The following is a 20,132-nucleotide window of genomic DNA, read 5'->3' as shown; positions in this document are numbered from 1 at the left end:
ATGGCTCGTCAACTGCGCTCCGTCGAGCTCGGCTTCGCCGACACCGCGCCACTGCGGCTCTCCTTCGTCGCCGACGTGGGGGCACGGGCCGAGACGGTGTACGCGGCGCTGGCCGAGGACGTGACGGCGTGGCCGTGCTGGTTCACGGCGGTCACCGAAGTACGGCCGACGGGGGGCGGCACCGGGCGTGACGTCCGGCTGAAGGGCGGCGGCTTCTTCGACGAGACGATCGTGGCGGCCCACCCCGCCGAGCGCTACGCCTACCGCATCGACCGCACCAACGCACCCGGCGTCCGGGCGATGATGGAGGACTGGGAGCTGCGGCCCTCCCCGGAGGGCGGCACGCGGGTGCGCTGGACGATGGCGGTGGACGGTACGCCGGTGCTGCACGCGGCACTGCGTCTGGGCAAACCGGGCATCAGGGCCTCCTTCAGGGACGCGATGCGGAAGCTGGAGGACCGGCTGCGCGTCTGAGGGAGGGGCCGGATTGGCCCTGGCGGACGGTCTCCCCGGGAAACCGGCCGGCGGGCGCGGCTCAGATCCACTCCCCCGTGGACAAGAAGCGCTCCAGGGTGCGCGCGTAGGGGGTGATGTCCAGCCCTTGCCCGGCCAGCCAGGCGTCGGAGTAGTACTTGTCGAGATAGCGCTCGCCCGGGTCGCACAACAGGGTGACCACGCTGCCGCCCTCGCCGCGGGCCAGCATCTCGGCCACGATGAGCAGGCTGCTCCACAGCCCGGTGCCGGTCGAGCCGCCCGCCTTGCGGCCCAGCGCCCTCTCCAGCATCCGGACGGCGGCCACGCTGGCGGCGTCCGGGACCTTCATCATGCGGTCGATGGCGCCGGGGACGAAGCTCGGCTCCATCCGGGGGCGGCCGATGCCCTCGATGCGGGAGCCCGCCTCGCTGGTGACCCCGGGGTCGCGGCGGGTCCAGCCGTCGAAGAAGCAGGAGTTCTCCGGGTCGGGGACGCACACCCGGGTGTCGTACTGCATGTAGCGGATGTAGCGGGCGAAGGTGGCGGAGGTGCCTCCGGTGCCCGCCGTGGTCACGATCCAGGCCGGCTCCGGGTGCCGCTCCGTGCACAGTTGCTGGTAGACGGACATGGCGATGTTGTTGTTGCCGCGCCAGTCGGTGGCCCGTTCGGCGTAGGTGAACTGGTCCATGAAGTGGCCGCCGCTGTCGGCGGCGAGCCGGGCGGAGACCTCGTACACCGTCCGCGGGTCGTCCACCAGGTGGCACGTGCCGCCCTGGAACTCGATCAGCCGGGTCTTCTCGCGGCTGGTCGTGCGGGGCATCACCGCGATGAACGGCACCCCGATCAGCTTGGCGAAGTAGGCCTCGCTGACCGCCGTCGAGCCGCTGGAGGCCTCGATGACGGGCCGTCCGGGGCGGATCCAGCCGTTGCAGAGCGCGTAGAGGAACAGGGAGCGCGCCAGCCGGTGTTTGAGGCTGCCTGTGGGGTGGGTCGACTCGTCCTTGAGGTAGAGGTCGATGCCCCACTCCTCGGGGAGCGGGAAGGAGAGCAGGTGGGTGTCGGCACTGCGACCGCTCTCGGCCCGCACCTTGCGCACCGCTTCCTTGAGCCACGCGCGGTGGGCCGCGTCGCTGCGGTCCACGTCCTGGGTGGGGAGGTCGGGAACGGGAGGGGCGGGTTCGGTGGCGCTCACGGAGTCGATCATAGAGGCGGGCCGATAGACGGAGGCGGACCTGGGCATGCTCCTGGCAAGGGGTGGGCCTTCCGGGGGTGTGTGCGCACTGTTCGGGGGTACCTCCGCGGGATGGATCCGGTGGGAGGCGGTGTGTCGTGGTGGAGTCGGAGTTCGACGCGACCGGCGTGGGGATACGCCGGATGCTTCGCTCACTCACCCGGGCCGGTCACGTGCTGGTGCGGGACGGCGAACTGGTTTTGATGACCAGCTACGGGAGTGAAATCGACAGCGCCCCGGTGGACGAGGTACGCATCAGCGGCTACGGGCTGCGCGACCAGGCGCTGGCGACGCTGCGCGGCAGGAGCTATGTGCTGCGGCTGGGCCTCAGGCACCGCGAGGGACTGCTGTCGGCGGTACGGACGGCCCGCGCGAAGTCCGCCGCCGAGCGCGGCGTACTCGGCACCTGACGCGGAAGGTAGTCGCACCGTCGCTCCGCGTTGCGGCCCTGCTCGTCGGCCCGCATGCTGACCAGGTAACGCACGTCACATGTGGAGATCCGTCCTCGCCCTTCCCAGGGCAGGTCGCAGCAGGCAGGGAGTCGCGTCGTGATCAGTCCGTCGAGCAGCACGACCGAGCACACCGCCCCGGCCCCGGGGCGGCACTGCGCCGTGGAGTTCCAGGCGCTGCCCTCACGCATCGGCCAGGTGCGCGGCATCGTCTCCGCGCAACTGCGCTACTGGGGTCTGGACGCCCTCGTCGACACCGCCACGCTCGGTCTGACCGAGTTGCTGACCAACGTCCTGCGGCACGCGGCGGGCGACGGGGCAGTGGGCGAGAACCCCGCCTCGGCCGGCAAGCACTGCACGGTCGAGCTCTCCTTCGTCTGGAACCGCCTGACGGTCTCGGTGCGCGACCACGACCCGCGGCTGCCGCACGCCGCCCGGAGCGCCAGGGCCCGGCGGGAAGGGCTGTCCACGCACGGGCGGGGGCTCGCGCTGGTCGCGGCGGTCAGCGAGAGCTGGGGTGTGCGCACCCAGCACGACGGCTCGGGGAAGACCGTCTGGTTCGCGCTGCCGGCGCCCCCGCGGAAGGGGGCCGGCCGCCGCCGCTCCGGCGGCAAGGCGGCGGGGGCGGGCGATGCTTCCGAGCCGGGGCCGCGCGCGGCGCGGGCCGCCGCCCCGGTGGAGCGGTGGCCGCAGGCCGCCTCCACGGCGGCCGTGCCGCCCCCCGTGGAGGCGGAGACCGCCCCCACGGGGTGAGCCTCACCGGGCCGCAGGCCCTCGGGCGGTGGCAGCCGTACCGCTCACCGCTTGGATCCCCGGGCCTCGCCGTGCCCCTCGCTGATGCTCGCGCTGAGTACGGAGGCGCGGCGCCAGTACTCGTCCTCGTCGATCTCTCCGCGGGCGAAGCGCCGGCCGAGCAGGTCGAGCGGGGTCTCGCGGCCGTGCGCGGTCTGCGGCTGCCAGGGCCCGCGGCGACCGCGCCAGGCGGTGCGGCGCAGCAGGGTGAAGCCGCCGACGACGACGGCCGCCCAGGCCAGCGGGAAGAACAGGATCCAGGGGCCGGGGCCCCCGCCGTCGTGCCAATGGGCCAGGAGTTCCATCGTCCTCAGCTCCTCGGTAGCGGTCCGTGGTGCGTGCTCGCTACCGAGAGTGCGCGCCGGAGGGGGGCTCGGTCGTCGTACGGCCGGCGGCATCGGAGGTACCTCGCGGGGAGTACGGGCTCCCGGACGGCGTGGCGCGCGCCGGGCGGTCCGTCTCGCGGCGCATGCAGACCCGGGGCCAGCGGTCGAGGCCCGCCGCGGCTTCGTCGGCGCGGATCGTGCGCAGCCCGGGGGTGAGTTCGCCGGTGGCCAGGGCACGGAAGCCCAAGCGCGCGTAGTAGGGCGCGTTCCAGGGCACGTCGGCGAAGGTGGTGAGGGTGAGCGCGGGTATCCCGTCGGCGGCGGCCCTGGCCGCCAGCTCGTCGAGGAGGGCGCGGCCGATACCGCGGCGCGCGCTGTCGGGGTGCACGGAGAGCTGCTCCACGTGCAGGCAGCCGTCGACGGGTTCGGTCAGCGCGTAGGCGACGGGCAAGCTCCCGGGCGCCGGGGTGGCGACCCACAGGCCGCCGGAGCGCGCGTAACTCTCCAGCGACTCCAGCGTGGGCGGCTCGTCGTCGGCGATCTCGTCCATGCCGATGTCGCGGAACCAGCGCCCCGCCGCCCGTTCGATCTCCTGGAGTACGCCGAGTTCGCGGGCGCGTCCCGCTTCGATCCGCATGGTTTCATCCTCCCAGCGCACCGATCGGATCGTCGAGAACGGGCTGCCAGGCCAGTTCGGCCGCGCCGACCAGCGAGCTGTGCTCCAACGCGCTGGGCAGGACGGGCACGCTGCCGCTGCGGCCCCACAGGCTGCGGTCGGCGACGACGCCGCGCAGGCGCTCGCCGTCGGCTTCCACCAGGGCGCGGTGCAGCCCGGCCAGCACGATCCGGTCGGGGTTGAGGATGTTGACCAGCCCCGCGAGTCCGAGGCCGAGCCGGTCGATGAGCCGCCCCGCCGCCGCGCGGACCCGGGTGTCGGTGGCGTACGCGGTGCGGATCAGCTCACCGGCCTGGGCCAGCAGCGAGTCGCGGTCGGACGGTGTGCGTCCGGCGGCGGAGAAGAGGGCGGCCGGGTCGGTCTCCACGTCCAGGCAACCGCGGCTGCCGCAGTGGCAGGGGCGCCCCCCGGGGTCCACGGTCAGGTGGCCGACCTCCAGCGCGAGGCCCGAACTGCCGGTGTGCAGGCGCCCGTCGAGCACCAGGGCGCCGCCCACGCCGTGGTGGCCCGTGCCGACGACGAGCAGGTGCCTGGCTCCGCGCCCCGCGCCGTGCCGGTACTCGGCGAGGGCGGCCACGTTGAGGTCGTTGGCGGCGAAGCCGGTGACCGGTGGGCCGTCCGCGGGGTGGGTGATGCCGGCCTCGGCGAGGCAGGCGCGGAAGGTGTCGCGGACGGGGGCGCCCGCCTGCCAGGCGAGGTGCAGGGGGTTGAGCGCGGTCCCTTCGGGTTCGGCGACGGCGGAGGGCACCGCGAGCCCGGCGCCGACGCAGCGCCGCCCGGTGTCGCGGAGCAACTGGGCGCCCGCCTGGACGACTTCGCTGATGACCTGCGCCGGGTCCGCGTCGACCGTGCCGCAGCCGGGCGCGGTGGCCACCATGCGCCCGCCGAGGCCGACGAGGGCGGCGCGGTAGCCGTCCGCGTGGATCTGGGCGGCCAGCGCCACGGGACCCCGCGGGTTGACGGCCAGCCGGTGGGAGGGGCGGCCCTGGGTGCCGACCGGGGCCGTGGGGTGGGGGTCGACGGTGATGAACCCGAGGGTTTCGAGTTCGTTCGCGACGGCTCCCGCTGTCGCCCGGGTCACGCCGAGTTCGGCGGTGAGCACCGCGCGGGTGGGCGCCTGCCCGGTGTGGACCAGCTCCAGCGCGGGTCCGAGCGCCGAACGCCCTCGCTCCAGCCTTGTTGTACGCGTCTGGGTCACGCCTCTATTCTCTCTTTGTGCCGACACTGAACAAAATACGGTCGGCGCTCGCCGGTGCAACGGGGCACCGCGGTCGTCCATCCGCCGCCTCCCCTCGCCCGGACCTGCGCCGCTTCCGCATCACCCTGACAGTCTTCTTCGCTCTCGACGGCTTCCTCTTCGCCGGTTGGGTCGTCCGCATCCCCGCCGTCAAGGCCCAGACCGGCGCGTCGTCCAGCGCGCTCGGCCTCGCCCTGCTCGGCGTCTCCGCGGGCGCCGTGGCCACCATGATGCTCACCGGAAGGCTCTGCTCGCGCCTGGGCAGCCAACCCGTCGTGCTGGCCTGCGGGCTGCTGCTGCCGCTGAGCGTCGCCCTCCCGCCGCTCACCCGCTCGGCGCTCGCCCTCGGCCTGGTGCTGCTCGTCTTCGGCGCCGCGTACGGAGGCATGAGCGTCGCGCTCAACAGCGCGGCCGTCGACCTGATCGCCGCCCTGCGGCGCCCCGTGATGCCCGGCTTCCACGCCGCGTTCAGTCTCGGCGGGATGCTCGGCGCAGGCCTGGGCGGTCTGGTCGCGGGACGGCTGAGCCCCACCCGGCACCTGCTGCTGCTCGCCGCCGCAGGGCTGCTCCTCGCCCTCCTGTTCGCCCGGCCGCTGCTGCGCTTCGGCCTTGAGCCCGCACGGCGCGAGCGGGACGGAGCCGAGGCGGCGGGCGGCGGCCCACGGGCGGCCGGGCGCGCGCGGTGGCTGGTCGCCGTCCTGGGACTGATCGCCCTGTGCACGGCGTACGGCGAGGGGGCGCTGGCCGACTGGAGCGCCCTGCACCTGGCCGACGACCTGTCAGCGGGCGCCGGGCTGGCCGCCGCCGGGTACTCGGTGTTCGCCGGGGCGATGACGCTGGGGCGGCTGTCGGGGACACCCCTGGTCGAACGGCTCGGTCCGGACCGGGTGTTGATCGCGGGCGGCGCGCTGGGGTGCTGCGGCATGCTGCTGGGCTCCCTGGCACCGTCGGTGTGGCTCGCCCTGGCCGGGTTCGTGCTCACCGGTCTCGGCCTCGCGAACGTCTTCCCCATCGCCATCGGGCGCGCCGGCGACCTCGCGGGGCCCGGCGGTGTCGCCGCCGCCTCCACCTTCGGCTACGGCGGCATCCTGGTCGGGCCTGTGGCCATCGGCTTCCTGGCGGACTGGTTCTCGCTCCGGACGGCGCTGCTGACGGTGGCGGTGCTGGCCGCGTTCGCCTCCCTCACGGCGTGGGCGACGCGGCGGGCGGTGCTGCCGCGCGGCTGACCGCCGACCGCGCCCGCTCGGAGGCGGCATGGCCAGAATGGCGCCGACCGCGCCCGGTCGCAGGCGGCGTGGCCAGAATCTTGCGCTCATCGTCCCTCTGGCCAGTGTTGTGCGCACTCACCGGCCAGCACAGTGGTCACCATGAACGAGACCTGGACACTGGACCGCACCTACGAGAGCCCTGCCGGCACCGTGCGCTGGGCCGCGCTCGGCGACCCGGCACTGCCGCCCGTCGTCCTGCTGCACGGCACCCCGTGGTCCTCCTTCGTGTGGCGGCACGCCGCCCGCACGCTGGCCGAGAACCACCACGTGTTCGTCTGGGACATGCCCGGTTACGGCACCTCGGCCAAGTACGAGGGCCAGGACGTCTCGCTGGACGCGCAGGGCCGGCTGTTCGCCGCACTCCTGGAACACTGGGAGCTGGAGCGCCCCGCCGTGGTGGGGCACGACTTCGGAGGCGCCGTCGCCCTGCGGGCCCACCTGCTGCACGGCGCGCGTTTCGCGCGGCTCGCGCTGGTGGACGCGACGGCACTCGCTCCCTGGAACACAGGGGCCTACCACCTGATGGGTCGGCATGCCGAGGTGTTCGAGCAGCTACCGCCCCGCCTGCACGCGGCGCTGGTGCGGGAGTACGTCTCCACGGTCGGCGGCCCCGGACTGCCTCACGAGGTCGTGGAGGGGCTGGCCGCGCCCTGGCTCGACGAGGCGGGACAGGCCGGCCTCTACCGGCAGATGGCCCAGAACGACCGGCGCTGGACCGACGAGATCGAGGAGCGTTACGGCGACCTCGCTCTGCCCGTCCTCGTCTGCTGGGGCGCCGAGGACGCCTGGCTCCCCGTCGAGCATGCGCACCGGCTGGCCGACGTCATCCCCGGGGCCCGGCTCCGGCTGTTGGAAGGTGCCGGCCACCTCGTCCAGGAGGACGCACCCGCCGAACTGGCGGCGGCACTGAGCGAGTTCCTGCGAGAGGGTCGAGCAGAGCGGGAAGAGGGCGGCCACGGCACCGTGATTACCAATGAGTAACGCACGTGGTAGCTTCGCCGCCATGGCAGACGTGCTCCGCACACCCGGCGGCCTGCGGCGGGCCCTGAACTGGTATCCGCCCTACCGTTTCACGGGCGTCCGCGTACTGGAGATGGCCGACGACTGGAGCAGCGCCCGGGTGCGGCTGCGCCTGACCCGGTTCAACCGCAACTACTTCGGCACCCAGTTCGGCGGCTCCCTCTACTCGATGAGCGACCCCTTCTTCTGCCTGCTGGCGGTCAACCGGCTGGGGCGGGGCTACGTGGTGTGGGACAAGGCGGCCGAGATCGAGTTCGTCTCCCCTGGGCGGGGCGACGTCTACGCCGACTTCAAGCTGACCGAGGACCGCATGGAGGAGATCCGCGCAGCCACGGCGGACGGCTCCAAGGCGCTGCCGTGGTTCGAGTCCACGGTCACGGCCGCGGACGGTACCGTCGTCGCGCGCGTCCGCAAACAGCTCTACGTGCGCCGCAAGCGGGACGCGTGACCGCCTCCCGCCCGGGGTGGGCTCAGCCCAGCCAGCCCGGGCGCACCAGTCCCGACTCGTAGGCGAGGACGACAAGTTGTGCGCGGTCGCGGGCGCCCAGCTTGACCATCGTGCGGCTCACGTGGGTCTTGGCCGTCAGCGGAGAGACGACCAGCCGGCGGGCGATCTCCTCGTTGGAAAGGCCCAGGCCCACCAGTGCCATCACCTCCCGTTCCCGCTCGGTGAGCCGGGCCAGCCCCTCGGCCGCGGCGGGCTGCTTGGAGCGGGCGGCGAACTCCTCGATCAGGCGCCGGGTGACGCTGGGCGAGAGCAGCGCGTCCCCGTCGACGACCGCGCGCACCGCGCGCACCAGCTCGTCGGGTTCGGTGTCCTTGACGAGGAACCCCGAGGCCCCGGAGCGCAGCGCCTCGAAGACGTACTCGTCCAGCTCGAACGTGGTCAGCATGACGACCTTGACCGCTGCGAAGTCCGGGTCGCCGGTGAGGCGTCGGGTCGCGGCCAGACCGTCGAGCACGGGCATCCGGATGTCCATCAGCACCAGGTCGGGGGCCGTCTGACGGACCAGCGCGACCGCCTCCTGGCCGTCGGCCGCCTCGCCCGCGACCTCGATGTCGGGCTGCGCGTCCAGCAGCGCCCGGAAACCGGCGCGGACGAGGATCTGGTCGTCGGCGAGAAGGACGCGGATCACGGTGTCTCCCTGTGTTCTCCGGTGCGGCAGGGCGGTCACTGTAGCGGCGCGCCGCCCTCTTCCGGCGGCAGCGGGATCGTGGCCAGTACGCGGAAGCCGCCGCCGGGGCGCGGGCCCGCCTCGACGGTGCCGCCGAACGCCGCCGCCCGCTCCCGCATGCCCACCAGCCCGTTGCCGCCGCCGGTCGGTCCTGTGCCGGTCGCCGGCCCCTCGTCGTCGACGAGCAGCTCCATGGCGACCGCGCCGTAGCGGATCCGCACGAGCGCGGTGCGGGAACCCGAGTGGCGCACCACGTTGGTGAGGGCTTCCTGGACGACGCGGAACGCCGCCAGGTCGGCGCCCGGCGGCAGCGGTACGGGCGCACCCTCCGTCTCGGTGGTGACCCGGAGTCCGACGCTCGCGGCCTGCTCGGACAGCTCGGCCAGCCGGTCCAGCCCGGGTGCGGGGGCGCGGGGCGCGTCACCCGGCGCACGGAGCGTGTCCAGCACCTGGCGCACCTCGCCCAGCGCCTCCTTGCTCGCGGTCTTGATGGTGGTGAGCGCGGTGCGTGCCTGCGCCGGGTCGGAGTCGAGGAGGGCGAGGCCGACCCCTGCCTGGACGTTGATGACGGAGATGCTGTGGGCCAGCACGTCGTGCAACTCGCGGGCGATGCGCAGCCGCTCCTCGTCAGCCCGCCGCCGCTCCGCCTCTGCGGTCTCGCGCTGCCTGCGCTCCCGCTCGGCGCGGCGCACCCGGGCCAGCTCGCCCGCCGTGCACAGCGCCACCATCCACACCAGCATGAACAGGTCCGTGCCCCAGGAGCCCGGCGGATCGCCGCCGGGCGGCAGCAGCCGGTGGAAGGCGTGGGCCACCAGCAGGTTGCCCAGCCAGAGCATGCCGAGGGCGGACCAGGTCGCGTACCGATACCCCGCCACGAGCGCGGCGAAGCCCGCGACGACGACGCCGAGCAGGACGGGCCCGTAGGGGTAGCCGGCCGCCAGATACGCCAGCGTCACCGCCGACGTCCCGAACAGCGCCGTTCGCGGGAGGCGGTACCGGGCCAGCAGCAGCAGCGGCCCCAGCGTCAGCAGGAGGCGTGCCGCCCCGTCCGGACCGACCGCCTCGGCGGCCCGCTCGTTGTGTGCGGCGAAACCCGTGCCGGCCTGCTGGAGCACGAAGACGGCGGCCGACGTGGCCCACGGAACGCGCCGCCGCCCCCGAAGCGGCGGCGCGGGGATCCACCCCGGCCGACGACGCCACCGGGGCCGCGCCGGTCCTGTGCCCGCCACCGGGGCGGCGGCGCCGGCGCCGGGAGCGGCGGAGGGGGAAGGAGTGCTGACCACGCCTCTCACGCTAGACGCGCCTCGTACGGCGCGTCGTCAGCCGGGCGCGGTGCTCGCGGCTACTCCCCCGGGAGTACGGGAACGGGCGGTCGCACGGAGCCACCCGACCGGGAAACGGGCGGTCGCACGGAGCCACCCGGCCGGAGAGCGCGCGGTCGCGGCGGAGCCGTCCGGCGGGAGGTGCGGTGCGCTCGGGGGCCGCGTCAGGCCGAGCGGCGTCGCGTCGACTCGCCACCGGGCTCGTCGCGGCCCGCGGAAGGACGCTCGTCGGTGGCCTCCGCGCGGTCGCCCGGCTCCGCGTCCCCGTGCACGGCGCCGTCGGCGCTCTCCCGCGCGTCCTCGACGGCGGCGGAGCCGCCGCGTGCGGCTTCCCTGCGGTCGAACGTGTCGAGCACACGGCGGGCGAGGGGGTGCACCCGGACGACCTCGGCGAGCGAGGTGGCGCCGCGAGTGAAGCGGGCGAAGACGTTCCAGGCGGGCCTGAAGCCGGTGAGAGCCGCGTGGAAGAGGCCGGGGCGGCGGGCGAAGATCTGCAGCAACCGCCGTCCCACGCCCATCTCGACGCCGAGCCCCGCCTTGACGGCGAAGGCGTAGTTGAGGGCCTGCCGGCGCGCGTCCACCGCGTCGTGCGCCTCGGCGATGCGTACGGCCCACTCCCCCGCCAGGCGTCCGGAGCGCAGGGCGAAGGAGATGCCCTCGCGGGTCCAGGGCTCCAGCAGACCGGCGGCGTCACCGGCGACGAGGACCCGGCCGCGGGAGAGCGGCGAGTCGTCGGCACGGCAGCGGGTCAGGTGTCCCGAGGAGACGCGGGGTTCGAATCCGGCCAGGCCCAGGCGGCCGACGAAGTCGTCCAGATAGCGCTTGGTGGCCGCGCCGTCGCCGCGCGCGGAGATGACGCCGACGGTGAGCGTGTCGCCCTTGGGGAAGACCCAGCCGTAACTGCCGGGGAGCGGGCCCCAGTCCACCAGCACGCGCCCCGCCCAGTCCTCCGCGACACTGGCGGGGACGGGGATCTCGGCTTCCAGCCCGAGGTCGACCTGGTCCATCTTGACGCCGACGTGGGCGCCTATCCGGCTCGCGCTGCCGTCCGCGCCGATCACGGCCCTGGCCAGGACCGGCTCCTCCTCGCCCGCCAGCACGACGGCGACCGTGCGGCGGTCGGGCACGGCGGGCCCGTGCTGCTCGACACGGGAGACGGCGACACCGGTGCGCACCTCGGCGCCGGCCTTGACGGCGGCCTCGACCAGGGCGTTGTCGAACTCCGGCCGGTTGACCAGGCCGAAGAGCATGCTGCGGGCGCGCCGGGTGCGGGCGAGCTTGCCGTTCAAGGTGAAGGTCACCGCGTGCACGCGGTCGCGCAACGGGAGGTCGAAGCCGGGCGGGAGCGAGTCCCTGGAGGGGCCGATGATGCCGCCGCCGCACGTCTTGTAGCGGGGCAGCTCGGCCTTCTCCACGAGCAGCACCTTGCGGCCGGCGACGGCCGCCGCGTACGCGGCCGAGGCCCCGGCTGGCCCGGCGCCGACCACGACGACGTCCCAGACGGGGCGGTCCTGCCACCGGTCCCCCGCAGGCTCGACGTCCTCGTTCCCGGCTGCGTTCTCGCTGCTCACGATGTGCTGTGCTCCCGGTTGACCTCTGCTGACGGTATGGCCCACCGCATCCTACGGGGCGGGTCACGTGCGATACACATGTGTCCGTACACGTGTGCCAACGTCGCGCCCACAAGGAGCGTTCCCATGCCGCAGCCCCCGTCAGAACCGACGGCCACGCCCGCAGCAGCCCCCACGTCCGCCGGGTCAGGCCCGGCCCCCTCCGCCGCGGGGGTCGCGGCCACCGTCGCCTCGCTGATGCCGCGCGCCAAGGCGGAGCTCGGCGAGCTGGTGGCCTTCCGCTCGGTCGCGGACCCCGAGCAGTTCCCGGTGAGCGAGTGCGAGGGGGCCGCCAGGTGGATCGCCGACGCGCTGCGCGCGGAGGGCTTCCGGGACGTGGCGGCGCTGGACACACCGGACGGCACCCAGTCGGTCTACGGCCACCTGCCCGGCCCGGCGGGTGCACCGACGGTGCTGCTGTACGCGCACTACGACGTCCAGCCGCCGCTGGACGAGGCCGCCTGGCGCACCCCGCCGTTCGAGCTGACCGACGGCGCGGACGGCCGGTGGTACGGCAGGGGCGCGGCCGACTGCAAGGGCGGCTTCCTCATGCACCTGCTCGCCCTGCGGGCCGTGCGGGAGAACGGCGGGCTGCCCGTCTCGGTCAAGATGATCGTGGAGGGCTCCGAGGAGCAGGGCACCGGCGGCCTGGAGCAGTACGCACGGGCGCACCCCGAGCTGCTGGCCGCGGACGCCATCGTCATCGGGGACGCGGGCAACTTCCGCTGCGGGGTGCCGACCGTCACCGCGACGCTGCGCGGCATGACGCTGCTGCGGGTCCAGGTCGACACGCTCGAAGGCAACCTGCACTCGGGCCTGTTCGGCGGTGCGGCACCGGACGCGCTGGCCGCGCTGCTGCGCACGCTCGACTCCCTGCGGGACGCCGAGGGCAACACCGTCGTCGACGGCCTCGGCGCGGACGCGCGCTGGGAGGGCATGCCGTACCCGGAGGAGGACTTCCGGCGGGACGCCAAGGTGCTCGACGGGGTCGGCCTGCTCGGCGGCGGCGCGGTCGCCGACCGGCTGTGGGCACGTCCGGCCGTGACCGTGCTGGGCATCGACTGCCCGCCGGTCGTGGGCGCCACCCCCTCGGTGCACGCGTCCGCGCGCGCCCTGGTCTCGCTGCGGATCCCGCCGGGCACCGACGTCGAGAAGGCCATCGAGCTGCTGGTCGCGCACGTGGAGTCGCACGTGCCGTGGCAGGCGCGGGTGACCACCGAAGTGATCGGCCAGGGGCAGCCGTTCAGCGCCGACACCTCCAGCCCGGCGTACACCGCGATGGCCACGGCGCTGCGCGAGGCGTACGACGGGCTGGAGATGCAGGTCTCCGGAATGGGCGGCTCGATCCCGCTGTGCAACGCGCTGGACGCCCTCTACCCGGACGCCGAGATCCTCCTGATCGGGCTGAGCGAGCCCGAGGCGCAGATCCACGCGGTGAACGAGAGCGTGGACCCGCGCGAGCTGGAGCGGATGGCGGTGGCCGAGGCGCTCTTCCTGCACGGATACGCCCAGCAGAAGAGCGCCTGACCCCATCCGGAACGCCTGCCCTGGGGGTGCGTCAGCGCAGCAGATTGCCGCAGCCGGTCGGGACGCCGCCCTCGAGGTAGAGGGGGTGTCCCGCCCTGCGGGCCCGCAGGGCGCAGCGCAGCCGCTCCAGGCGGTGGGGAGGGAGGAGCGCCGCGGCCTCGCCCTCGGTCACGAAGCGCCAACCGCGGAGTTCGGCGCCGGGCAGCAGGAGCGCGGTGGCGTCCTCGGCCGCGAGCCGTCCCCCGTCGAAGAGCAGCCGCATCCCGCCGAACGCCGGCGGCTGCGGCGGCTCCCAGTCGACGACCAGCAGCGAGGGCTGCGCCGGCAACCGCAGTCCCAACTCCTCGCAGACCTCGCGGACGCCCGCGGTGCTGGGCGCCTCACCGCGCTCGACCACGCCACCGGGGAACTCCCAGCCGGGCTTGTAGGTGGGATCGACGAGGAGCACCCGGTCGCGGTCGTCGAACAGCAGCACCCCCGCGGCGACCGTCTCGGCTGTCGGCTCGGGGGTCTGCACGATGTCCGTGGCGCCCGCTCCGGCGCCGATCGCCTCGGCGAGGCGCTCCGCCGTGTGCCGGGGGGTGAGGCCGCTGGTGTCGAGCGTGTGCGCCTCGGCGGTGATCCACGGCAGGGCCGCCCGGTACGAGGACAGGTGTGCCAGGCACCAGGCGCGGGTGGAGCCGCCGTCGTCGGCGGCGCGGGTGTCGATGCGCTCGCGCAGTACCGGTTCGTCGGCGTGCAGCAGCAGGTGTTGTACGGGGATCCGGCGGGCGGCGAGCGCGCCGAAGATCTCGTCGCGGTACTCGCGCCGCAGCAGCGTCATCGGAGTGATCAGCGGTCCTTGGACCTCCGTCAGCAAGGCGGCGGCCGTGTCCACCACGAGCCGCCGCCATGAGTGCAGGTCCTGGAAATCGGCTATCTGTCCGAGGCGTTCCTTGGGCAGCATCCAGCGCAGTGAGGCGCCGATGACTTCGGGGTCGTAGAGCGTGCTGCCGGGAAGCAGGTCCAGCAGTTCGTTCGCCGCGGTGGTCTTGCCCGCGCCGAACGCGCCGTTCAGCCAGACGATCACGGTGTTCCCCCCTCATCCGTCGTCCCCGTTCAGTTGCCCGCATCACCCGGTGGGGGAAACGCGCCGGGGCGGCTCTCCCGGCGCCCGGAGAGGCACGGCGCCTGCGCCCCGGCGCGTACGGCGGGGCGCGCGCGTCCCCGCGCGGGAGGGCTGAACGACAGACAGGGGGAGGAACGGCCGCCGGAGGCCCGGACGGCGCCGGCGGGGGTCCCGAAGGACGAGGCGGTCCGCCCCCGGAGCCGGGATCAGCGGGGCGACCAGCGGGGGTCGCGGCCGGTGGCGGCGAGCACCTTCTCGAAGGAGGTGGCGTCGGACGGTACGGAAACCTCCTCGCCGTAGACGCCCGCCTTGCGCGCCATGGGCGCCATGTCCTCGACGGCGGGCTGCACCTCGTCCAGTACCGCCTGGTCGGGCCGGTAGTCCTGGCCGGTGGCGCGGGCCAGGTCCCAGCCGTGGACGAGCAGATCGCCGAGCACCATCTGGGCCACGGTGGGCTGCGGAATGCCCATGCCCGGAGAGACGCCCTCCAGCGCGTCGGGCGCCGACCACGCGGTGACCAGTTTGCCGGTCTCCGCACCGAAGCGGGTACGCCAGTCGCCCTCCAGGTAGTCGGGGGTGGTGGTGAAGTCGGCGGCCTCCCGGGCGGCGAGCGCCTGGAAGCCGACGACGACGTGGAAGAGGTGGTTGAGCAGCGCCCGCACGTCGTACTCCGCGCAGGGCGTGGGGAGCGTGAGCTGCTCGTCGGTGATACCGCGCACGACGGGGTCCGTGGCGCGGGCAGCGCCGTCCAGGAGAGGGGAGAGTCCGTTGGCCATGCCGGCACGCTAGGCCCCGGCCGCGGGCCGGGGCTTGAAGAAACGCGACATGGCCGGGCATAGGATCGCCGCCATGGCAGGTGAGGACAGTGCGCAGGCGTCGGACGAGGACCGCACGCGCGCTGCCCGGGGGCACACCGGAGAACCGCGCAGGGACACGCGAGGCATCGTGCAGGCGCCGTCGCTGCTGGCGCGGGTCAACTTCCGGCGCAGACCGGCGGCCGAGCCGCTGCGCCGCTGGGTGGAGCACTACTGGCTGATCGACTGGGACCTGGCGGAGCCATACGTCTCACAGGTCGTCCCGCACCCGTGCGTCAACCTCGTCTTCGAGCGGCGCGGTCCCGCGGATGTCGCCGTCGCGAGCGGGCTGGTGGCGGGGGTCTCCACGGACCTGTTCACCACGAAGCTGGCGGACTTGGGACGTGTGTGCGGAGTCCAGTTCCGCCCTGGCGGCTTCCGCCCCTTCCTGGCGCCGCCCCGCCCTCTCACGGCCCTGAGAGGCAGGCAGCTGACGCTGCGCGACGCGTTCGGCGGCGGAGGAGCGCTGCGTGAGGACGCGCCTGCCCGTGTCCTACGGCCGGACGCGGAGGACCGGAGAGTGGCCGCACTCGACGCCTTCCTGCTCTCCCTCTCCCCTCGCACCGATCCGGCCGCCGAGCAGGCCATGGCGCTGGCCGACCGGATCCGCACGGACCGCTCCGTCCTGCGCGTCGAACGCCTGGCCGCCGACGAGGGCGTGTCCGTGCGCACCCTGCAACGGCTCTTCGCCACGTACGTCGGCGTCAGCCCGAAGTGGGCGATCCTGCGCTACCGCGTCCACGAGGCGATGGAGCGCGCCACCGCCCAGCCCGCGACGGACTGGGCCCAGCTGGCCGGCGAGCTGGGCTACAGCGACCAGGCCCACCTGGTCCGCGACTTCACCACCGCTGTGGGGGTCACGCCGACCGCGTACGCCCGGGCCGTGGAGACCCCGCCCCGCCCGGTCTCCGCCGCCGAGGCGTGACGGCGGCACCAGGCGTGCGGGGCGCCGCCGCCCGTGGCGGCCCGGCCGAGTGCGGGCCCCGCCCCCCTGGTGACGGTGGGGATGCCGGGCGCCGCGCCCCTGGTGACGGTCCGGACGTGTGCCGGGCGCGCTCGGTGGTTACCCGCCGAGCTGTGGTGCTCGCCGCAGGCGGTCCCACACCGTGAACAGGCGGCGCCCGCTCCCGCGACGAGCGGACGCCGGACCACCGGAATCCGTCGCACCCGAGGAGGCCGGAACCCATGTCAGCACACCAGTCCGACGCTCTGCCGCTGCCCGACTACGATCAGCTGCCGGCGGGGACCGTGGAGCACAGGATCAGGTCGCTGGGAAGCGACGACGTGCGGCGGCTCGTGGAGTACGAGCAGGCACACGCCGACCGGCCGCAGGTGAAGGAGATCCTGGCCGCCCGCCTGGAGCAGCTCGACGCGGGCGCGGAGCCCTCGCAGGGTGACGCCCGTGCCGGGGGCCCCGACATCCCCGCCGGCACCTCGGGCGGCTCCCCGGTCTCCCCTGCCGGCGCGGCCGAGCCGGAGGAACCGCTGCGCCACGGCAAGCACGAGATGTGAGGCCACGGCCGGCACGAGAGGTGAGCGGGCTCTGGAAGCACGCTCGCCGACCTGACCCGTGCGCGGCGGCGCCCCTTTCCCGAGGGGCGCCGCCGTGGCGCGCAGCGGCCCCCGCGCCAGTGCGTCCCTCCCCCGGCATCGGCCGCGGGCCGTGGGAACGGGTGGGGTGGTCCTGGCCGCGGCGGGCTCCCGCCTCACCGACGGCGCCGCGAAAACCCTTCGCGGGCGGGGGCCGCCCACTGCTACGTTCCCCGAGGCCGTGCCAGAGAGCGAGGAGGTGGTACCCGTGAACGCAGTATTGCCATGGGTGCTCCCCTCCGGGGTCACGGTCGGGCGATAGGCAGGTCGTCCGGGAGCGCCGTTCCAGTGCACTCCCGAAAGGCACGACCATGCAGATCACTTCCGCGCGACGCCTCGACGACGGCGTCCTCGAGCGCGCGTTCACTCTCCAGGAGATTCCCGGCATCCTGTGGACGCCTGAAGCCGCGTCCGCTTCCGCGCCAGTGCCACTCGTCCTGCTCGGCCACCCCACGCTCGGGCTGCGCACGATGTACCCCCGGCTGGTGGCCCGGGCCCGGCACTGCGCGGCGGAAGGCTTCGCCACAGCCACCATCGAGCTCCCCGGAAGCGGCGACCGGCCCGGTTGGCCCGCGCTCGACCGGGCCCGCGCCGATCTGCGCCGGGCGATGCAGGCCGGCGAGCCGGTCAGCGACGAGACCGTCGACGCCCTCATCCTCCCGCTGGTCGACAAGGCGGTGCCGGAATGGCAGGTCGCGCTGGACGCCTTCCTGTCGCTGCCCGAGATCGGCGGTCCGGTCGGCTACTCGGGGGGAGTGATCTCAGTCGGGATCCGGCTGGCGGTGGTCGAGCCACGCATCACGGCCGCCGGTCTGTTCGCGGGGAGTCTCGTGCCTCGCGCCATGTTCGAGGAAGCCCGGCAGGTCACTGTTCCGCTGCATGTCCTGCTGCAATGGGACGACGAAGGCAACGACCGGCAGGCGGCGCTGGACCTGTTCGACGCCTTCGGTTCGGCAGAGAAGTCCCTGCACGCCAACATGGGCGGCCACACCGGCGTCCCGCAGTTCGCGGGGGACGTCGCGGCCCAGTTCTTCACACGGCACCTGAAGGGGGCCCGGGCCGCCGGGTCGGCAGCAGACGGCAGTTGACGCCGGCGGCACACCGCTCGTCGAGGCAAGGCTCCGGCCCGCTCTGACGCGTCACCGTGTGCGATTGCTGTGGCTGTGCCGGCCGAGTCCGACCGCGCCACCTGGCCGGCACAGCTCAGAAGTCGTACGGCTTCTCGGTGTTCCAGTTCAGCACGTCGGCCTCGTTCCAGCTGAACTGCGGCTTCTGGCCCTTGGAGTCGATGGAGTAGAAGGGGCCGAGGTCACCGTCCGCGCCGCGCAGCGCGATGGCGAACGCGTCCGCCGTGTGGTTCTTCGAACCGTAGTCGAACAGGTTCACCGCGCTGTATGCCTTGTCTCCGGGCTGGAGCATGACGGGCTCGCCGCTGCTCGGGGCGTCCTTCTGCGCGTGCGGCAGTGCGGCGCCGTCGACGTCCCCGCCGAGCTTCACGGCCGGATACGAGGTGACCCAGCATGGCTTGCTGCCCTCGTTCGACGCGGTGAGCAGCAGGTGGTCGCCCTCCTGGCCCGCGAACCGGTGCACAGCGGTGACCAGCATCTCGTCCCCGCGGCACTGCTGGGTGCCAGAGGTCGTGCCCTGGCCTGCGGCCTTGTCCGTTCCACCCCCGGAGGCCGCTGAGCGCTCCCCCTTCTCGCTGTCGTCACCGCTGTGGGGCTCCGCACTGTCCTCGCCGCCGGACGCGGGCCGGTCCTGCGCCGTATCGGCGGCGCGGTCGGCGCTCGCGGCCTCCGCACCGTCATCGGCACCGTCGCAGGCGGTCAGGCCCAACGCCAGTGCGGCGGTGACGGCGGCCAGCGTGGCGGCACGGGCGGTGCGGCGGGCGCGGTGCGTGGTCATGTTGAAGCTCCCCATGGTCTGTCAGGACGCGGCGCCTCCGCCTGATCCCGCGGGGCGAGCGACCGCATCGGCTGTGTCGCTGTACCCGGTGAGATGGCGCCGGGGCGGACGTTGTTCTCGTGGGTCCGTCCGGATTCGGTAACAAGGCACCCGGGGCGCACGCGTCGGGTGCGCACGCCGTACCTGCAGGCGGCTTCGTGCGGCAGGCCGGTTGCGCAGCAGAGCCGGCGCGCCGCGCCCGCGACCCGTCCGACGTCGACGGCTCTGTGTGGCGCCCCGCCGGGCGCCACCGCGCTGCATCACGCGGCCCCTGCGCCGATCAGTTTCCGCGCCTCGGCGGCTGCGCCCACGAGCCCGGCGTCCGTGCCGGTGGTGGCCGGGACGATCTCCAGTCCGCGCACGTAGGGCAGGGTCGCGTACCGCTCGAGCTCCTGGCGGAGGGGGGCGAAGAGGACGTCACCCGCGTGGGCGACGCCTCCGCCGATGACCGCGATCTCGATCTCGACGAGGGTGGCGGTGGCGGCGATCGCCGCGGCGAGGGCGCGTGCGGCGCGGCCGTAGGCGGCGCGGGCCGCCGCGTCGCCCGCGCGGGCCGCCGCGGCGACTCCGGCCGCTGTGGCGTCCTGGTCGGGCCCTGGCTGCCAGCCGGAGGTCAGCGCGTGCCGTGCGATGTTGGTGCCGCTCGCGATGGTCTCGACACAGCCGTGCGAGCCGCAGGGACACAGCTCGCCGTCCATGTCGACGCTGATGTGTCCGATGTGCCCGGCGTTGCCGGTGGGACCGGAGTGGAGGGCGCCGTTGAGGATGAGCCCGCCGCCGACACCCGTGGAGACGACCATGCACAGGGCGTCGGCCCGCCCCCGCGCCGCACCCTGCCAGTGTTCGGCCGCCGCGATGGCCGGGCCGTCACCGATCAGGGAGAGCGGGAGCCCGCCCGTGCGTTCGCGGACGTCGGCGACCAGCGGGTGCTCGCGCCAGACGGGGATGTTGACCGGGCTGACGGTGCCCGCCTTCGCGTCCACGGGCCCGGCGCTGCCGATGCCGACGGCACCGACGCGGTCCCACTCGGGGGTGGCTGTCAGCTCGCGCAGGATGTCGTCCACGGCCGCACTCATCCGAGCGGCGCTCTCCTTGGCGGGGGTGGGCCGCTGCGTACGCGCCAGCAGTCTGCCGCCGCTGTCCACCAGGGCACCGGCGATCTTGGTTCCACCGATGTCGAGCGCGGCGACGAGGTCGTTGAGCATGGACAGCTGACTCCTGCGCGTGCGGGGGACGAGCCCGCGAGAACCGCGGGCGGACCGCACAAGTCTTGCCACATCTGACAACGTTGTCCAGTCCTGACCCGCCTCGGGGCTATGCTGCTCGGTGCGCGATCACCGCCCCACCCCGCAGGGCGGCACCCTCCCGACAGGCGACACCCCCCCCCCCCCCCCCCCCCCCCCCCCCCCCCCCCCCCCCCCCCCCCCCCCCCCCCCCCCCCCCCCCCCCCCCCCCCCCCCCCCCCCCCCCCCCCCCCCCCCCCCCCCCCCCCCCCCCCAGCCCGCGAGAACCGCGGGCGGACCGCACAA

21 protein-coding genes are annotated in these 20,132 nt (G+C 74.3%); 10 read left to right on the top strand and 11 right to left on the bottom strand.

What is annotated here, in order from left to right:
- Positions 1–474, top strand: a complete 474-nt coding sequence (locus AB8Z75_RS06095) for an SRPBCC family protein (RefSeq protein ID WP_369200335.1) — start codon at positions 1–3, stop codon at positions 472–474.
- Positions 475–535: 61 nt separating this feature from the next.
- Here AB8Z75_RS06095 and AB8Z75_RS06090 read toward each other — a convergent pair whose 3' ends face one another.
- Positions 536–1,678 (bottom strand): PLP-dependent cysteine synthase family protein, encoded by a 1,143-nt coding sequence (locus tag AB8Z75_RS06090; protein ID WP_369200334.1) that lies wholly within the window; start codon positions 1,676–1,678, stop codon positions 536–538.
- A 125-nt stretch (positions 1,679–1,803) separates the two neighbouring features.
- Here AB8Z75_RS06090 and AB8Z75_RS06085 point away from each other — a divergent pair, with 125 nt between their 5' ends.
- Positions 1,804–2,115 (top strand): hypothetical protein, encoded by a 312-nt coding sequence (locus tag AB8Z75_RS06085; protein ID WP_369200333.1) that lies wholly within the window; start codon positions 1,804–1,806, stop codon positions 2,113–2,115.
- A gap of 141 nt (positions 2,116–2,256) precedes the next feature.
- Positions 2,257–2,907, top strand: coding sequence for an ATP-binding protein (locus AB8Z75_RS06080; RefSeq protein ID WP_369200348.1), 651 nt, complete (start codon positions 2,257–2,259; stop codon positions 2,905–2,907).
- A 44-nt stretch (positions 2,908–2,951) separates the two neighbouring features.
- Here the strand turns inward: AB8Z75_RS06080 and AB8Z75_RS06075 are convergent, their stop codons facing one another.
- From AB8Z75_RS06075 to AB8Z75_RS06065, 3 genes are read right to left on the bottom strand one after another with little or no spacing between them, the layout of a single operon-like run.
- Positions 2,952–3,251: an SHOCT domain-containing protein gene (locus AB8Z75_RS06075; RefSeq protein ID WP_369200332.1), complete on the bottom strand. Its 300-nt coding sequence runs from the start codon at positions 3,249–3,251 to the stop codon at positions 2,952–2,954.
- A gap of 40 nt (positions 3,252–3,291) precedes the next feature.
- The gene (locus tag AB8Z75_RS06070; RefSeq protein ID WP_369200331.1) at positions 3,292–3,909 is read right to left on the bottom strand and encodes a GNAT family N-acetyltransferase; all 618 of its coding nucleotides are present in this window, start codon (positions 3,907–3,909) and stop codon (positions 3,292–3,294) included.
- Positions 3,910–3,913: 4 nt separating this feature from the next.
- The gene (locus AB8Z75_RS06065) at positions 3,914–5,146 is read right to left on the bottom strand and encodes an ROK family protein (protein WP_369200330.1); all 1,233 of its coding nucleotides are present in this window, start codon (positions 5,144–5,146) and stop codon (positions 3,914–3,916) included.
- A gap of 17 nt (positions 5,147–5,163) precedes the next feature.
- Between AB8Z75_RS06065 and AB8Z75_RS06060 the strand changes: the two genes are divergently transcribed.
- From AB8Z75_RS06060 to AB8Z75_RS06050, 3 genes are all read left to right on the top strand, one after another.
- Positions 5,164–6,411: an MFS transporter gene (locus tag AB8Z75_RS06060; protein WP_369200329.1), complete on the top strand. Its 1,248-nt coding sequence runs from the start codon at positions 5,164–5,166 to the stop codon at positions 6,409–6,411.
- A gap of 141 nt (positions 6,412–6,552) precedes the next feature.
- A complete protein-coding gene (locus AB8Z75_RS06055; protein ID WP_369200328.1) occupies positions 6,553–7,434 on the top strand; it encodes an alpha/beta fold hydrolase in 882 nt (293 codons plus the stop codon).
- Between the two features lie 22 nt (positions 7,435–7,456).
- Positions 7,457–7,921 (top strand): DUF4442 domain-containing protein, encoded by a 465-nt coding sequence (locus AB8Z75_RS06050; protein ID WP_369200327.1) that lies wholly within the window; start codon positions 7,457–7,459, stop codon positions 7,919–7,921.
- 22 nt (positions 7,922–7,943) lie between these two features.
- Here the strand turns inward: AB8Z75_RS06050 and AB8Z75_RS06045 are convergent, their stop codons facing one another.
- From AB8Z75_RS06045 to AB8Z75_RS06035, 3 genes are all read right to left on the bottom strand, one after another.
- Complete coding sequence (locus AB8Z75_RS06045; protein ID WP_369200326.1) at positions 7,944–8,609, bottom strand: response regulator; 666 nt, start codon at positions 8,607–8,609, stop codon at positions 7,944–7,946.
- Positions 8,610–8,644: 35 nt separating this feature from the next.
- Entirely contained in the window at positions 8,645–9,931 is a 1,287-nt protein-coding gene (locus AB8Z75_RS06040; protein WP_369200325.1) for a sensor histidine kinase, read from the bottom strand.
- Positions 9,932–10,134: 203 nt separating this feature from the next.
- Entirely contained in the window at positions 10,135–11,541 is a 1,407-nt protein-coding gene (locus AB8Z75_RS06035; protein ID WP_369200324.1) for a geranylgeranyl reductase family protein, read from the bottom strand.
- 126 nt (positions 11,542–11,667) lie between these two features.
- Here AB8Z75_RS06035 and AB8Z75_RS06030 point away from each other — a divergent pair, with 126 nt between their 5' ends.
- Positions 11,668–13,107 (top strand): dipeptidase, encoded by a 1,440-nt coding sequence (locus AB8Z75_RS06030; RefSeq protein WP_369200323.1) that lies wholly within the window; start codon positions 11,668–11,670, stop codon positions 13,105–13,107.
- A 31-nt stretch (positions 13,108–13,138) separates the two neighbouring features.
- Here the strand turns inward: AB8Z75_RS06030 and AB8Z75_RS06025 are convergent, their stop codons facing one another.
- Together AB8Z75_RS06025 and AB8Z75_RS06020 are read right to left on the bottom strand one after the other, a co-directional pair.
- Positions 13,139–14,176 (bottom strand): NUDIX domain-containing protein, encoded by a 1,038-nt coding sequence (locus AB8Z75_RS06025; RefSeq protein WP_369200322.1) that lies wholly within the window; start codon positions 14,174–14,176, stop codon positions 13,139–13,141.
- 245 nt (positions 14,177–14,421) lie between these two features.
- Positions 14,422–14,991: a TIGR03086 family metal-binding protein gene (locus AB8Z75_RS06020; RefSeq protein ID WP_369200321.1), complete on the bottom strand. Its 570-nt coding sequence runs from the start codon at positions 14,989–14,991 to the stop codon at positions 14,422–14,424.
- Between the two features lie 73 nt (positions 14,992–15,064).
- Between AB8Z75_RS06020 and AB8Z75_RS06015 the strand changes: the two genes are divergently transcribed.
- The 3 genes from AB8Z75_RS06015 to AB8Z75_RS06005 all read left to right on the top strand — a co-directional run bounded on the left by AB8Z75_RS06015 (position 15,065) and on the right by AB8Z75_RS06005 (position 17,747).
- Positions 15,065–15,994 carry a DUF6597 domain-containing transcriptional factor gene (locus tag AB8Z75_RS06015; RefSeq protein WP_369200320.1) on the top strand — a complete coding sequence of 310 codons (930 nt, stop codon included), beginning with the start codon at positions 15,065–15,067 and terminating at the stop codon, positions 15,992–15,994.
- 260 nt (positions 15,995–16,254) lie between these two features.
- Complete coding sequence (locus AB8Z75_RS06010) at positions 16,255–16,581, top strand: hypothetical protein (RefSeq protein ID WP_369200319.1); 327 nt, start codon at positions 16,255–16,257, stop codon at positions 16,579–16,581.
- Positions 16,582–16,970: 389 nt separating this feature from the next.
- Positions 16,971–17,747: an alpha/beta hydrolase gene (locus tag AB8Z75_RS06005; RefSeq protein WP_369200318.1), complete on the top strand. Its 777-nt coding sequence runs from the start codon at positions 16,971–16,973 to the stop codon at positions 17,745–17,747.
- A 115-nt stretch (positions 17,748–17,862) separates the two neighbouring features.
- On the opposite strand, the gene AB8Z75_RS06000 is transcribed toward AB8Z75_RS06005, so the two are convergent.
- Positions 17,863–18,564 carry a DUF4232 domain-containing protein gene (locus tag AB8Z75_RS06000; RefSeq protein ID WP_369200317.1) on the bottom strand — a complete coding sequence of 234 codons (702 nt, stop codon included), beginning with the start codon at positions 18,562–18,564 and terminating at the stop codon, positions 17,863–17,865.
- Positions 18,565–18,863: 299 nt separating this feature from the next.
- On the bottom strand, positions 18,864–19,808 hold the full coding sequence (locus AB8Z75_RS05995) for an ROK family protein (protein ID WP_369200316.1): 945 nt from the start codon (positions 19,806–19,808) through the stop codon (positions 18,864–18,866).
- Between the last annotated feature and the right edge of the window lie 324 nt (positions 19,809–20,132).

The organism is Streptomyces sp. PU-14G (assembly GCF_041028275.1).
Lineage (GTDB): Bacteria > Actinomycetota > Actinomycetes > Streptomycetales > Streptomycetaceae > Streptomyces.
This window is presented reverse-complemented; position numbering and strand designations above follow the sequence as displayed.

Bases quoted from the DNA above. Each gene is read 5' to 3' on its own strand.
- AB8Z75_RS06070 (WP_369200331.1), bottom strand. From the start codon at position 3,909: ATGCGGATCGAAGCGGGACGCGCCCGCGAACTCGGCGTACTCCAGGAG.
- AB8Z75_RS06000 (WP_369200317.1), bottom strand. From the start codon at position 18,564: ATGACCACGCACCGCGCCCGCCGCACCGCCCGTGCCGCCACGCTGGCC.
- AB8Z75_RS06030 (WP_369200323.1), top strand. From the start codon at position 11,668: ATGCCGCAGCCCCCGTCAGAACCGACGGCCACGCCCGCAGCAGCCCCC.
- AB8Z75_RS06090 (WP_369200334.1), bottom strand. From the start codon at position 1,678: ATGATCGACTCCGTGAGCGCCACCGAACCCGCCCCTCCCGTTCCCGAC.
- AB8Z75_RS06050 (WP_369200327.1), top strand. From the start codon at position 7,457: ATGGCAGACGTGCTCCGCACACCCGGCGGCCTGCGGCGGGCCCTGAAC.
- AB8Z75_RS06075 (WP_369200332.1), bottom strand. From the start codon at position 3,251: ATGGAACTCCTGGCCCATTGGCACGACGGCGGGGGCCCCGGCCCCTGG.
- AB8Z75_RS06005 (WP_369200318.1), top strand. From the start codon at position 16,971: ATGCAGATCACTTCCGCGCGACGCCTCGACGACGGCGTCCTCGAGCGC.
- AB8Z75_RS06055 (WP_369200328.1), top strand. From the start codon at position 6,553: ATGAACGAGACCTGGACACTGGACCGCACCTACGAGAGCCCTGCCGGC.
- AB8Z75_RS06095 (WP_369200335.1), top strand. From the start codon at position 1: ATGGCTCGTCAACTGCGCTCCGTCGAGCTCGGCTTCGCCGACACCGCG.
- AB8Z75_RS06010 (WP_369200319.1), top strand. From the start codon at position 16,255: ATGTCAGCACACCAGTCCGACGCTCTGCCGCTGCCCGACTACGATCAG.
- AB8Z75_RS05995 (WP_369200316.1), bottom strand. From the start codon at position 19,808: ATGCTCAACGACCTCGTCGCCGCGCTCGACATCGGTGGAACCAAGATC.
- AB8Z75_RS06015 (WP_369200320.1), top strand. From the start codon at position 15,065: ATGGCAGGTGAGGACAGTGCGCAGGCGTCGGACGAGGACCGCACGCGC.
- AB8Z75_RS06020 (WP_369200321.1), bottom strand. From the start codon at position 14,991: ATGGCCAACGGACTCTCCCCTCTCCTGGACGGCGCTGCCCGCGCCACG.